This is a genomic window from Oricola sp. (assembly GCF_022763245.1).
In the GTDB taxonomy this organism is placed as follows: Bacteria; Pseudomonadota; Alphaproteobacteria; order Rhizobiales; family Rhizobiaceae; genus Oricola.
The window spans coordinates 25,300-38,569 of sequence record NZ_JALEGV010000042.1 but is presented as its reverse complement, the minus strand read 5'-3'; the positions used below and the strand labels follow the sequence as shown (position 1 = coordinate 38,569).

General features: G+C 65.0%; 13 protein-coding genes and 1 pseudogene. 13 read left to right on the top strand and 1 reads right to left on the bottom strand.

The window, feature by feature from the left end; all coding sequences use genetic code 11:
• Nucleotides 1-16: 16 nt before the first annotated feature.
• The 5 genes from MRY80_RS25065 to MRY80_RS25045 all read left to right on the top strand — a co-directional run bounded on the left by MRY80_RS25065 (nt 17) and on the right by MRY80_RS25045 (nt 4,388).
• Nucleotides 17-799, top strand: a complete 783-nt coding sequence (locus MRY80_RS25065) for an ABC transporter ATP-binding protein (RefSeq protein WP_293294299.1) — start codon at nt 17-19, stop codon at nt 797-799.
• Nucleotides 800-1,363, top strand: a complete 564-nt coding sequence (locus MRY80_RS25060; protein ID WP_293294297.1) for a hypothetical protein — start codon at nt 800-802, stop codon at nt 1,361-1,363.
• Nucleotides 1,360-2,226 carry an ABC transporter permease gene (locus MRY80_RS25055; RefSeq protein WP_293294296.1) on the top strand — a complete coding sequence of 289 codons (867 nt, stop codon included), beginning with the start codon at nt 1,360-1,362 and terminating at the stop codon, nt 2,224-2,226. Before MRY80_RS25060 ends, MRY80_RS25055 begins: the two co-directional genes overlap by 4 nt.
• On the top strand, nt 2,223-3,350 hold the full coding sequence (locus MRY80_RS25050; protein WP_293294294.1) for an ABC transporter permease: 1,128 nt from the start codon (nt 2,223-2,225) through the stop codon (nt 3,348-3,350). Before MRY80_RS25055 ends, MRY80_RS25050 begins: the two co-directional genes overlap by 4 nt.
• 66 nt (nt 3,351-3,416) lie before the next feature.
• A complete protein-coding gene (locus MRY80_RS25045) occupies nt 3,417-4,388 on the top strand; it encodes an ABC transporter substrate-binding protein (protein WP_293294293.1) in 972 nt (323 codons plus the stop codon).
• Nucleotides 4,389-4,457: 69 nt separating this feature from the next.
• Here MRY80_RS25045 and MRY80_RS25040 read toward each other — a convergent pair whose 3' ends face one another.
• Nucleotides 4,458-5,195 carry an SDR family oxidoreductase gene (locus MRY80_RS25040; RefSeq protein WP_293294291.1) on the bottom strand — a complete coding sequence of 246 codons (738 nt, stop codon included), beginning with the start codon at nt 5,193-5,195 and terminating at the stop codon, nt 4,458-4,460.
• A 98-nt stretch (nt 5,196-5,293) separates the two neighbouring features.
• On the opposite strand from MRY80_RS25040, the gene MRY80_RS25035 reads away from it, so the two are divergent.
• The 8 genes and pseudogenes from MRY80_RS25035 (at nt 5,294) to urtE (ending at nt 13,217) form a co-directional block, all read left to right on the top strand.
• Nucleotides 5,294-6,232, top strand: a complete 939-nt coding sequence (locus MRY80_RS25035; RefSeq protein ID WP_293294290.1) for an AraC family transcriptional regulator — start codon at nt 5,294-5,296, stop codon at nt 6,230-6,232.
• A 129-nt stretch (nt 6,233-6,361) separates the two neighbouring features.
• The gene (locus tag MRY80_RS25030) at nt 6,362-7,033 is read left to right on the top strand and encodes an SH3 domain-containing protein (RefSeq protein ID WP_293294289.1); all 672 of its coding nucleotides are present in this window, start codon (nt 6,362-6,364) and stop codon (nt 7,031-7,033) included.
• A 123-nt stretch (nt 7,034-7,156) separates the two neighbouring features.
• On the top strand, nt 7,157-7,363 hold the full coding sequence (locus MRY80_RS25025) for a DUF2783 domain-containing protein (RefSeq protein ID WP_293294287.1): 207 nt from the start codon (nt 7,157-7,159) through the stop codon (nt 7,361-7,363).
• A 264-nt stretch (nt 7,364-7,627) separates the two neighbouring features.
• Complete coding sequence (gene urtA / locus MRY80_RS25020; RefSeq protein WP_293294285.1) at nt 7,628-8,917, top strand: urea ABC transporter substrate-binding protein; 1,290 nt, start codon at nt 7,628-7,630, stop codon at nt 8,915-8,917.
• An 85-nt stretch (nt 8,918-9,002) separates the two neighbouring features.
• Nucleotides 9,003-10,619: an urea ABC transporter permease subunit UrtB gene (gene urtB / locus MRY80_RS25015; protein WP_293294283.1), complete on the top strand. Its 1,617-nt coding sequence runs from the start codon at nt 9,003-9,005 to the stop codon at nt 10,617-10,619.
• Nucleotides 10,616-11,683, top strand: a pseudogene (gene urtC, locus MRY80_RS25010) (urea ABC transporter permease subunit UrtC); the annotation flags it as partial. The gene urtB and the pseudogene urtC, both read left to right, overlap by 4 nt.
• Nucleotides 11,684-11,766: 83 nt before the next feature.
• Nucleotides 11,767-12,519, top strand: coding sequence for an urea ABC transporter ATP-binding protein UrtD (urtD, locus tag MRY80_RS25005; protein ID WP_293294281.1), 753 nt, complete (start codon nt 11,767-11,769; stop codon nt 12,517-12,519).
• Nucleotides 12,519-13,217: an urea ABC transporter ATP-binding subunit UrtE gene (urtE, locus tag MRY80_RS25000; protein ID WP_293294280.1), complete on the top strand. Its 699-nt coding sequence runs from the start codon at nt 12,519-12,521 to the stop codon at nt 13,215-13,217. Before urtD ends, urtE begins: the two co-directional genes overlap by 1 nt.
• Nucleotides 13,218-13,270 lie beyond the last annotated feature (53 nt).

The window sequence follows — 13,270 nt, the reverse complement described above, 5'->3', positions numbered from 1 at the left end:
AGAGTTCGGCGGCGCGATGAATACGGTCATATCAGCCGACAAACTCAACCTGACCTTCCAGACCAATGATGGTCCGGTGCATGCGTTGTCGAATATCGATCTCGACATCGAAAGGGGCGAATTCGTCTCGCTGATCGGGCCGTCGGGCTGCGGCAAGACCACGCTTCTGCGCGTCATCGCCGACCTTGAGCAGCCGACCGGCGGCTCGATCACCGTCAACGGCATGACGCCGGAGGAGGCGCGGCTGAAGCGCGCCTATGGCTATGTCTTCCAGGCGGCCGCGCTGTTTCCCTGGCGCACCATTTCCGACAACATCGCCCTGCCGCTGGAGGTGATGGGCGTCCACAAGGCGGAGCGCGACAAGCGCATCGCCGAGAACCTCGAACTGGTCGACCTGGCCGGGTTCGGCAAGAAATATCCGTGGCAATTGTCGGGCGGCATGCAGCAGCGCGCCTCCATCGCGCGCGCTCTGGCGGTCCAGCCCGACATGCTCCTGATGGACGAGCCTTTCGGCGCGCTGGACGAGATCGTGCGCGACCACCTCAACGAACAGCTTCTGAAACTGTGGGCGGCGACCAAGAAGACGGTGGTCTTCGTTACCCACTCGATTCCCGAAGCGGTGTTCCTGTCGACGAAGATCGTGGTGATGAGCCCGCGGCCGGGCCGGATCCACGACGTCATCGATTGCGACCTCGGCGACGAGCGGCCGCTCGACATCCGCGAAACGCCGGAATTCCTCAAAATCGCGCATCGTGTGCGCGACGGCCTCAGGGCGGGACACAGCTATGAGGACGTCTGAATGGCGCTGGCGCTTACGTCTTCCAGTCCGCGCGTGCGCGTCATTCCCGGGCAGGGGGTCACGACCGTGGTCATCGTTCCGCGGACAGGCGTGGTCTCCTTCGTGGCGATGCTCGCGGTCTTCGCGTTCTGGTCCTTCGGCGGCCTGTTCGCCATGCTGATGCTCGAGGTGGCCAACCGCAACGGCGACTCGGGCGCCTTCTTCCGGATCTGGCTGGTGGCCTGGGTCGTTGCCGAGATCGTCTTTCTTCTCACGATCGCCTGGCGGCTGTTCGGGCGCATCGTCGTCGAGGCGCGGGCGACCGGCCTGTCGGTGGCGCGCAAGATCCTCTTCTTCGGTCCGCGCTCGACGGTGCCCGCATCGGCGTTTTCCGGGCTGAGCTTCCTGCCGGACGATCCGTCCAGACGGGTGAAGGTCAATGGCAGGCGCATTCCGCAGTCGGCGCTGACGGTGCGCGCGACCACGGGCTCGTTCAGGCTTGTCAGCGGCATCACGCGCGAGGACGCGGACGTCGTGGTCGCCGCGGTTCGCCGCCGGCTCGGCAAGGCGAGGTCTCTGGCATGAGGCGCATCGTTCCCGTCCTGACCGTCGTCGCGGTCATCGTCGCCATCTGGTATGTCGCCGCCGTGTTCATGAATGCGCCGGTGCAGCGTGACATGGACAAGCGCGCCGGCGTCACCTCGACGACCTGGGAACTGGTCGAGAAGACCATGAGCCAGGCCAAGCCGACGCTGCCCGCGCCGCACCAGATCGCGGTGAATTTCTACGAGAACACGGTGAAGCGGAAGCTCACCTCCAAGCGCAGCCTCGTCTATCACTCCTGGGTGACGCTGGCCTCGACGCTCGCCGGGTTCGGGTTCGGCACCGTTCTGGGTATCGCGATCGCGGTCGGCATCGTGCATCTGAAATCGCTCGAACGCAGCCTCATGCCCTGGATCATCGCGTCCCAGACCGTGCCGATCCTGGCGATCGCGCCGATGGTGATCGTCGTGCTCGGGGCGATCAACATCACCGGCCTCGTTCCGAAGGCGCTGATCTCGACCTACCTGTCCTTCTTCCCCGTGACCGTCGGCATGGTGAAGGGGCTTCGCTCGCCGGAGGCCATGCATCTCGACCTGATGCGCACCTACAACGCCTCCATCGGCCAGACCTTCTGGAAGCTGCGTGTGCCGGCGTCCGTGCCCTATCTCTTCACCTCGATGAAGATCGGCATCGCCGCCAGCCTTGTCGGCGCCATCGTCGGCGAACTGCCGACCGGGGCCGTCGCCGGCATCGGAGCCAAACTGCTCGCCGGTTCTTATTACAGCCAGACCATCGACATGTGGGCGGCGTTGTTCGCCGGGTCCGTGCTGGCCGCCCTGCTGGTCTTTTCCGTCGACATCGTCTCGCGGGTCGTCAATCGCCTGATGGGCGGGAGGCCGGCATGACGGCGTTGCTTCGCTCATGGCAATCGGCCGTCGCGCTGCTTCTGACCGCGATCGCGCTGATCAAGATGCCGCTCTTCGCCGAAACCGCCGCCAATGCACCGGAGACGGCAACCGTATCCGTCATCGTGCTCCTCGCCGTCGCCGGCTCGGTGGCCGCGTTTCTGCCGATCGGCCGGGCGGTTCTGGCCTTCGTGCTGCTCATTGCCGCCCATGCGGGCGCGTGGCTGTTGCTGTCCTCGCTTTCGGGCAACGAGGCGCAGGCGCGCGCGCCGTTCTTCCTGCTGGTTGCGGCGAACTGGCTGCTGGCCTGGGCGTGCGTCACGCATCTTTCGGCGCTCAGCCCACGTTCCCGCCCGGTGGCGACGTTCCTGCGGCTGCTCATTCCGGCGATCTTCGGCGCCTGGATCCTGATCATCTGGGAGGCCGCGACACGCGGCTTCGGCATTCCCTTCATCCTGTTGCCGCCGCCTTCGGCCATCGGCGCCCGCATCGCATCGTCATTGCCGACGCTGGCCGCCGACGTGCAGCAGACGATCTTCAAGGCCGTCCTGTTCGGCTATGTCGTCGGTTCCGGCGCCGGCTTCGCGGTCGCCATCCTGGCCGACCGTGTCGATTTCCTGCGCCGCGGGCTGCTGCCGATCGGCAATTTCGTGTCGGCGCTGCCGATCATCGGCATCGCGCCGATCATGGTGATCTGGTTCGGCTTCGACTGGCATTCCAAGGCGGCCGTCGTCATCATCATGACCTTCTTCCCGATGCTGGTGAACACGGTGGCAGGGCTGGGTGCCGCCGGCCACATGGAGCGCGACCTGATGCGCACCTACGCATCGGACTACTGGCAGACGCTGTTCAAGCTCCGGCTGCCGGCGGCGATGCCGTTCATCTTCAACGCGCTGAAGATCAACTCGACCCTGGCGCTGATCGGCGCGATCGTCGCTGAGTTCTTCGGCACGCCGATCGTCGGCATGGGCTTCCGCATCTCCACCGAGATCGGCCGTTTGAACCTCGACATGGTCTGGGCCGAGATCGCGGTTGCGGCGCTGGCCGGCTCGGTCTTCTATGGTGTCATCGCACTTGCGGAGCGGGCGACGACATTCTGGCATCCGTCTGTCCGGGGTGGATAGACGCAAACCGGTGTCCGTCCGCGGGCGGGCGCGCCAACTCTTGAGGGAAAGGCGAAAGGAAGAACAATGAAGAAACTGATGGTATCTCTGATGGCGGGCGCGATGTCGCTCGCGGCAGCGCAGGCCATGGCCGCCGACGCGGTGACGCTGCAGCTGAAATGGGTCGCCCAGGGTCAGTTCGGCGGCTATTTCGTGGCCCTCGACAAGGGCTTCTACGAAGAGGAAGGCCTTGACGTCACCATCAAGCCGGGCGGTCCCGACATCGCGCCGGAACAGGTGATCGCCGGCGGCGGCGCCGACGTGATCGTCGACTGGATGGGTGGCGCGCTCGTCGCTCGCGAAAAGGGCGTTCCGCTCGTCAACATCGCCCAGCCCTACGAGAAGGCCGGAATGGAAATGGTCTGCCCGAAGGACGGCCCGGTGCAGACGACCGACGATTTCCCGGGCCACACGCTCGGCGTCTGGTTCTATGGCAACGAGTATCCGTTCTTCGCGTGGATGAACAAGCTCGGCTACTCCACCGAGGGCGGCGATGACGGCGTCACGGTGCTGAAGCAGTCCTTCGACGTGCAGCCGCTGATCCAGAAGCAGGCCGACTGCATCTCGGTCATGACCTACAACGAGTATTGGCAGCTGATCGACGCCGGCTATTCCGCCGATGACCTGATTGTCTTCAACTACTCGGAAATGGGCAACGACCTGCTCGAGGACGGCCTCTACGCGCTGGAGACCGACCTTGCCGATCCGGCCTTCAAGGACAAGATGGTCCGCTTCGTGCGCGCCTCCATGAAGGGCTGGAAATACGCGCTTGAGAACCCGGACGAAGCCGCCGAGATCGTCATGGACAATGGCGGCCAGGACGAGAACCACCAGAAGCGCATGATGGGCGAAGTCGCCAAGCTGATCGGCGACGGCGACGGCGTGCTCAAGGAAGACGTCTATGAGCGTACCGCTCAGGCGCTCCTCGACCAGGGCATCATCGAGAAGCAGCCGGAAGGCGCCTGGACGCATGAGATCACCGACGAAGCGCTGAAATAGGCATCGCTTCTTCGGCCACCGAAAAGGGGCGGGACCGCGGGAGCGGTTCCGCCCTTTCTCGTTCGCGGGTCAGCTTGCCGCAGCCAGGGCGACCGCGTCGGCGCCCGCCGGGTATCTGAGCCTGTCGGAGGTGTCGTTGGCGGCCCGCCACACCGCCTCGGCCACGTCGCTTTCCCTGGTCAGCAGCGGCGGATTGGCAAAACCTTCGAAGATCGGTCCCGCATAGGCGGCATAGGCCTCGGGAATGAGGTCGGCGACCGCGATGTCGGTGTTTGCGGCGAAGCGCGTCGTTGGCGCGTAGCCGGGTTCGACCAGCTTCGCGCGCACGCCGAACGCGCCGAGCTCGTGGGCCAGCGATCCCGTGAAGCCCTCGATCGCCTGCTTGCTGGCGGTGTAGGCGGCAGCCAGGGGATGCGCGGCCAGCGTCACGCTGGAGGTGACGTTGACGATCACGCCTGACCTGCGCGCCCGCATCTGTGGGATCACCGCCTGGGTCATTGCCATGGTGCCGAATGTGTTGGTCTCGAAGACCTTGCGGATGTGGGTCATCGGCGTCGCCTCGAAGGCGCCGACGACGCCGATGCCGGCATTGTTGACGAGGGCGTCGACCGGTCCCGCCGCTTCAAGCGCGGCGGCGACGCTCTCGGGCACGGTGACGTCCAGCGGCAGGATGCGGACGGACGCGGGAAGCAGGCCCTGGCGGGGCGCGCGCATGGTGGCGATCACGCTCCATCCTTGAGCGTGGAAGTGGCGGGCGGTTTCCAGCCCGTAGCCGGAAGAGCAGCCGGTGATCAGGACGGTGTTCATGTCGGGTCTCCTGTTTTCAATGTTGACGAACCAGAGATAACCGGCATGATCAGGACTATCATCGATCCAAGATCCATATTTCGTTTGAGATAGTCCTGATGAGCGACCCATTGTCCGAAGTGATCGAGCTCCTGCGACCGCGCGCGGTGTTTTCCAAGGGGATCAGCGGCGCCGGTCGCTGGGCTGTGCGCTACACCGAATTCGGCCAACCCGGCTTTTGCGCCATGATCGACGGGCGCTGCCGGCTCGCCGTCGACGGAGAAGAGCCGGTCGTTCTGGAGGAGGGCGACTTCGTGCTCCTGCCGGCGACGCCGGCTTTCACCATGTCCGGCTTCGAGCCGGCGACGCCGACGCTGATCGATCCCAATCGGGCACCGGCACCGGCCGGGGAGGCGCGCTACGGCCGACAGGCCGGCCCGGCGGACGTCCGGCAGTTCGGCGGATACTTCGTTTTCGACACGCCCGATGCGGCGCTTCTCGTCTCGCTGCTGCCGCGCATGGTCCACATCCGGGGTGTGCCGAGGCTGGCGCAGCTCGTGCGGCTGGTCGGGGAGGAGAGTGCGACGGAGGACATCGGCCGCGACCTCATTCTCACCCGCCTGGTGGAGATCCTGCTGATCGAGGCCTTGCGCTCCGTTCCGGGCGACACCGCCGAGCCGGGGCTGTTGCGGGGGCTCGCGGATGCCCGGATATCGGCAGCGCTGCGGAAGATGCACGCGGATGTGGAGCGGCCCTGGACCGTGCCGGATCTCGCGCTCGCCGCGGGAATGTCCCGTTCGGCCTTCTTCGGCCGGTTTGCCCGCGCCGTCGGCGTCAGGCCTATGGAATATCTCCTGAACTGGCGCATGGCGGTGGCGAAGGACCTGCTGCGGGGCGGCAACCTGGCGCTCGACGAAGTGGCCAGGCGGATCGGCTATGGCTCGGCCAGCACCTTCAGCACCGCGTTCAGCCGCCATGTGGGCCTGCCGCCCGGCCGGTTCATGCGCATGGCGGGCCGAGAGAGCGACGTCATGCCGGAGGCGCAGGCCTCGCAGTAAACGGTGGCGTGGGCTTGTCGCTCGGGGGCTGAAGAAATGTTGCGCCGCCTGCGTAGGAGGTGCCGTTTGCCTGCGTGTCAGGGGCAGATGCGGACGTCTTGTCCGTGCGCCCCACCGAAAGGACTGAACATGACACGCTTCCTCCTCCTGGTCGCTTCCGGGCTCTTGTTTCTCGGTTTCGCCGTCAACTCCGCCGCGGCGGCCACGCAGGCCGTCGCCACGGCCGATGTCAATCTGCGGGCCGGCCCGTCGACGGCCTATCCGGTGGTGACCGTCGTGCCGCATGGCGCGCGGATCGTCACGTATGGCTGTGTCGCCGACTACCGCTGGTGCGACGTCGGATTCGCCGGCTATCGCGGCTGGCTTTCCGCCGGATACATGCAGGTCATCTACAACGGCGCGCCGGTGATCGTCACGGCGCCGGTCGCGACGCAGGCCGGCATCGTCGTGGTCGGTTACAGCAAGGCCTACTGGGACACCTACTATGTCGGCTATCCCTGGCATGCGCGCTGGGCGGCCTATCCGGCCTATGTCGCGCCGCGCGTGACCTCGCACAGCCGGACGGTGGATTGCGCCGACGGCAGCTGCACGGCGACCCGCAACGCGACGGGAATTTATGGCGGTTCCGCCAGCCAGACGCGGACATGCGCCGATGGCAGCTGCACGGCCACGCGGCAGACCGTCGGCCCCGCCGGCGCCACGGCGAGCCGGACGCGCAATTGCAGCCCGCAGGACAGGAACTGCACCGTCACGCGCACGGGCCCGGCCGGGAGGGTGATCCACGGAACGCGCAGCTGGTAGTCCGGCTTTCTGAGCCGCGAAAGGCACGAGAAGCGGGCTGCGATGCGGCCCGCTTTTCCATTGAGTGGCGGGCACCGGCCGGCAGTGTTAGGCTTATGCGCGATTGCAGTGGCGGGGAGGCCTATGAGCGACAAGCGCGACATGGCGAAAGAGCGTCGGGAGGCCGATGCGGAGGCGTTCCACGAAGCGCTTCTGGCGGCGCATGAGGGCCTGACGCTCGAGCAGTGCGTGCGCATGGACGTGCGGCTGATCCTCATCCTCGCGAGCCGCATCGGCGACCGCGACCTGCTGACCACCGCGTTGGCGACGGCGCGCGCCGGGGCCAAATGATTGCCCAATTGGGCGGCATGCCATCGGCCTGCAACAGTTGAAAATTATTGCATGTATGATTCAGTGATCAAATATTGTGCAGCCGACTCTGTTCTGCTGAATTCCAAAGCAGCGGCCGCAATGTGACAATTCCTTGAAGCTTGAGTCCGGTTTCTTCTGCAACGCATTGAAAACGTAAGGTAAAGTACCTTTTGCCGCAGGTTGTTCAGTGGTTGGCATGGCGATTGCTGTTTACCGGCTGTTGTCAATTGTCAGGAGCTTTCCATGAGATTCATCCGTAAAACTCTGACCGGTGTGCTTGCCAGCGCAGCGATCGCCGCGTCGGCCCTTGTGCCGGCGGCCAGCGCGCAGGAAGACACCATCAAGGTCGGTATTCTCCACTCGCTGTCGGGCACGATGGCGATTTCCGAGACGACCCTCAAGGACGTCATGGAAATGCTCATCGACGAGCAGAACGCCAAGGGCGGGCTTCTCGGCAAGAAGCTTGAAGCCGTCGTCGTCGATCCGGCTTCCGATTGGCCGCTGTTCGCCGAAAAGGCTCGCGAACTGATCACGGGCAACGGCGTCGCCGCCGTGTTCGGCTGCTGGACCTCGGTCTCGCGCAAATCCGTTCTGCCGGTCTTCGAGGAACTGAACTCGATCCTGTTCTACCCCGTCCAGTACGAGGGTGAAGAGTCGCAGCGCAACGTGTTCTACACCGGTGCCGCTCCGAACCAGCAGGCCATTCCGGCCGTCGATTACCTGATGGAAGAGGAAAGCGTCGAGCGCTGGGTTCTCGCCGGCACCGACTACGTCTATCCGCGCACGACCAACAAGATCCTCGAGGCCTACCTCAAGGACAAGGGCGTTGCCGAAGAAGACATCATGATCAACTACACGCCGTTCGGTCATTCCGACTGGCAGACGATCGTGGCTGACATCAAGGCCTTCGGTTCGGCCGGCAAGAAGACCGCCGTGGTCTCCACCATCAACGGCGATGCCAACGTTCCGTTCTACAAGGAACTCGGCAACCAGGGCATCGAAGCTTCCGACATCCCGGTCGTCGCCTTCTCGGTCGGCGAAGAAGAGCTCGCCGGTCTCGACACCGCTCCGCTGGTCGGCCACCTTGCCGCCTGGAACTACTTCCAGTCCGTCGACACGCCGGAAAACGAGGCGTTCATCGCTGCCTGGAAAGAGCGCATGGGCGAAGAGCGCGTGACCAACGACCCGATGGAAGCCCATTATATCGGCTTCAACATGTGGGTTAAGGCCGTCGAGGCCGCCGGCACCACCGATGCCGACGCCGTCATCGACGCCCTGCCGGGCATCGAAACGCCGAACCTGACCGGTGGCATCTCCACCATGCTGCCGAACCACCACATCACCAAGCCGGTGCTGATCGGTGAAATCCAGGCCGACGGCCAGTTCGAAGTCGTGTCCGAGACCGAAGACCTCGTTCCGGGCGACGCATGGTCGGACTTCCTGCCGGAGTCCAAGCCGCTCAAGTCCGACTGGGTCGAGCTGAAGTGCGGCAACTACAACACCGAAACCGAGAAGTGCCTCGGCGCCATGTAAGGCGACTGCCGATCAGGGGAGGCCGGTCTGCCGGCTTCCCCGTCCCGTTTTTCCCTTTGTCCCTTAAGGCGCATATGATCGAACCATGCGGCTGATCGTCATTCTTCTCGGCTTGCTCGCCACGCTCTTTTCAGCAGCCCTGCCGGCCACGGCCGATGAAGCCGAATTGCGGGCCGCCATCGCCAAGTTTTCCGAAGCAAAGAAGTTTTCGCAGACCGAAGCCGTCATCGAGGAGATCGCCGCACTGGGCGATCCGGCTGCCGCGCCTGCGCTCAACGCCCTGTCCGAAGGCGTGCTTATGGTGCGCGAGAGCGACGGCGCGGTCTTCATCATTCGCGGCACCAAGGACCCGCTCGAACTGCTCGACCCCGTCACGCTCGAAGCCGTCGGTTCGGCTCCCGAAGATGAACTGAGCAAGGTCAAGGTCAAGAACTCCATTCGCCGCCAGATCGCCGACGTCGTCTCCGGCCTGACTCTGCGCGCCAGCGATCCGAAGGTCCGGCTGCAGGCCGCGGCGACGATCTTCTCGCGGCCCGATCCCGAAATCATCGAAACGCTGGACGCCGTGATCGCCGACGAGGCCGATCCGCGCGTCAAGCAGGCCTTCATCGAGGCGCGCGCCGCCGCGGTGCTCGACTCCGACCTGAGTTCCGAAGAAAAGGTCGAGGCCGTCGCCGTGCTCCGCGCCCGCGGCGGACGCGACGTCCTGCCGATCCTGACCTCCGTCAGCACCTCGGAAGACGAGGCGGTCGCCGGCGCGGCGCTCAACGCCATCTCCGCCGTCGAGGAAAACCTGATGTTCTGGGCCGCCGGGCAGAACATCTGGTACGGCATCTCGCTCGGCTCCGTTCTTCTCCTCGCCGCCATCGGCCTTGCCATCACCTTCGGCGTGATGGGCGTCATCAACATGGCGCATGGCGAAATGGTGATGCTCGGCGCCTACACGACCTTCGTGGTGCAGGAGTTCATCCGCAACTCCGCGCCCGGCCTGTTCGACTATTCGCTGGCGATCGCGTTGCCGCTCGCCTTCCTCGTCTCCGGCTCGGTCGGGCTCGTGCTCGAGCGCGGCATCATCCGCTTCCTCTACGGACGCCCGCTGGAAACGCTGCTCGCCACATGGGGCGTGTCGCTGGTCCTTCAACAGGCGGTGCGCACCGTGTTCGGCCCGACCAACCGGGAGGTCGGCAATCCGTCCTGGATGTCCGGCTCGTTCGAGGTCGGCGAATTGCTGATCACGACCAACCGGTTGTGGATCGTCGTCTTCTCGCTGTTCGTCTTCGCGGTCCTGCTTCTGGTGCTGAAACGCACCCGCTTCGGCCTGCAGATGCGCGCGGTCACCCAGAACCGGCCGATGGCCTCGTCGATGGGCATCGCGACGCCCTGGGTCGACGCCTTCACCTTCGCGCTCGGTTCGGGCATCGCCGGCATCGCCGGTGTGGCGCTCAGCCAGATCGACAACGTCTCGCCGAATCTCGGCCAGGGCTACATCATCGACTCGTTCATGGTCGTGGTGTTCGGCGGGGTCGGCAATCTCTGGGGCACTCTCGTCGGCGCGATGACGCTCGGCGTGGCCAACAAGTTCCTCGAACCCTATGCCGGTGCCGTGCTTGCCAAGATCTTCATCCTCGTCCTGATCATCCTCTTCATCCAGAAACGTCCGCGCGGGCTGTTCGCGCTCAAGGGAAGGTCCGTCGAGGCATGATCACCGGATTTCTGTTCCGCGCGCTTGACCGCAAGGCCATTCTCGTCGCGCTCATCCTGCTGGCGATCGCCGTCGCCGTGCCTGTGTCCAACCTCATGCTGCCGGTCAGCCATCCGCTGCATGTGCCGACGCACATCATGGCGCTGTTCGGCAAGTATCTGACCTATGCGCTGCTTGCGCTGGCGCTGGACCTGGTCTGGGGCTATTGCGGCATCCTCTCGCTCGGCCATGGCGCGTTCTTCGCGCTCGGCGGCTACGCGATGGGCATGTATCTGATGCGCCAGATCGGCACGCGGGGCGTCTACGGCCATCCGATCCTCCCGGATTTCATGGTCTTCCTGAACTGGAAGGAACTGCCCTGGTACTGGTACGGCTTCGACCAGTTCTGGTTTGCCGCGCTGATGATCCTGCTGGTGCCCGGCGCGCTCGCCTTCGTGTTCGGCTGGTTCGCCTTCAGAAGCCGCGTGTCCGGCGTCTATCTGTCGATCATCACCCAGGCCCTGACCTACGCCCTGCTTCTGGCCTTCTTCCGCAACGAGATGGGCTTCGGCGGCAATAACGGCCTGACCGACTTCAAGGACATTCTCGGCTATTCCGTGCAGGCGCAGACGACTCGCGCGTCGCTGTTCGCCGCGACCGCGATCGCGCTCGCCATCGCTTTCGTGATCTGTTCGGGCATCGTCAATTCGCGCTTCGGCAAGGTGCTGGTCTGCGTGCGCGACGCCGAGAGCCGGACGCGCTTCATCGGCTACCGGGTGGAGCACATCAAGCTCTTCGCCTTCGTGGTCTCGGCCATGATGGCCGGTGTCGCCGGCGCGCTCTACGTGCCGCAGGTCGGCATCATCAATCCGGGCGAATTCGCGCCGGCCAACTCCATCGAGGTCGTCATCTGGACGGCGGTCGGCGGACGCGGATCGCTGATCGGGCCGATCATCGGCGCCATCGCGGTCAATGGCGGCAAGAGCTATTTCACCGCGGCGTTCCCCGAGTTCTGGCTGTTCGCGCTGGGCGGGCTGTTCGTCGCGACCACGCTGTTCCTGCCCAAGGGCATCGTCGGCCTGGTTTCGAGCGGGTTTGCCAAGCTGCGCGGTCCGCGTGAGGCCGACCGGGTCGAGGAAACCCTGCAACCCGGAACGGAGGCGGCGCAATGACCGAGAAGCTCACCGACGCGCTGCTCTATCTCGATGGTGTCTCCGTCGCCTTCGACGGGTTCAAGGCGATCAACGACCTGTCGCTCACCGTCGAGCATGGCGAGATGCGGGCCATCATCGGCCCGAACGGTGCCGGCAAGACGACGATGATGGACATCATCACGGGCAAGACCAGGCCCGACAAGGGCACGGTGCTGTTCGAGGGCGAGATCGACCTGACGCGGCATGACGAGTCGGCCATCGCGCTGCTCGGGATCGGCCGCAAGTTCCAGAAGCCGACCGTGTTCGAGAGCCACACGGTTCAGGACAATCTGGAACTGGCTCTGAAACGCGACCACGGCATCATCGCGACGCTGTTCCACGACACCTCGAAGGAACAGAAGGACCGGATCGACGAGATCCTCGACGAGATCCGCCTGACGGAGCGGCGCAGCCACCTGGCCGCCGACCTGTCGCATGGTCAGAAGCAGTGGCTGGAGATCGGCATGCTGCTGGCGCAGGATCCGAAGCTGCTGCTGGTCGACGAGCCGGTCGCCGGCATGACCGACGCGGAGACGGTGGAGACGGCCAAGCTGTTGCGCCGCATCGCCGGCGAGAAGGCCGTCATCGTGGTCGAGCACGACATGACCTTCATTCGCGACCTCGACGTCAAGGTCACGGTTCTGGCCGAAGGGTCGGTCCTGGCCGAAGGGTCGCTCGACCATGTCAGCGCCGACGAGCGCGTGATCGAAAGCTATCTGGGGCGCTGATGACCGCTTTGTCCGTAAACAACATCGATCTGTTCTATGGCGCGGCGCAGGCGCTTCGCGGCGTCTCGGCAAAGGCCGAGTCGGGCAAGATCACCTGCATCCTCGGGCGCAACGGCGTCGGCAAGTCATCGCTCCTGCGCGCGATCATGGGGCACCAGCCGATCCGCAAGGGCGATATCTCGCTCGACGAGGAGAAACTCGCCGGCGCGCCGCATGCGCGGGCGGGCAGGGGGCTCGCCTATGTGCCGCAGGGCCGCGAGATCTTCCCGCTGCTCACGGTGAAGGAAAACCTGGAAACCGGCTATGCGCGGCTGCCGCGCGGCGAACGCACCGTGCCGGCCGAGGTGTTCGAATTGTTTCCCGTCCTCAAGAGCATGCTGTCGCGGCGCGGCGGTGACCTGTCGGGTGGTCAGCAACAGCAATTGGCGATCGGCCGGGCGCTGGTGACGCGACCGAAGGTGCTCGTCCTCGACGAGCCGACGGAAGGCATCCAGCCGTCGATCATCAAGGATATCGGCCGGGCGCTCACCTATCTGCGCGACGAGAAGGGCATCTCGATCCTGCTGGTCGAGCAATATCTCGATTTCTGCCGGGAGCTTGCCGACAAGGTCTACATCATGGACCGCGGCGAGATCGTGCACGAAGGCGCCGCCGAGAGCCTGGACGACCCGGCGGTGCGGCGTCATTTGACGGTCTGATTCCCGGGGCGTCCGGGCCCCTTTCTCTCTGAAAATGGCCGCAGGCGCGTTCT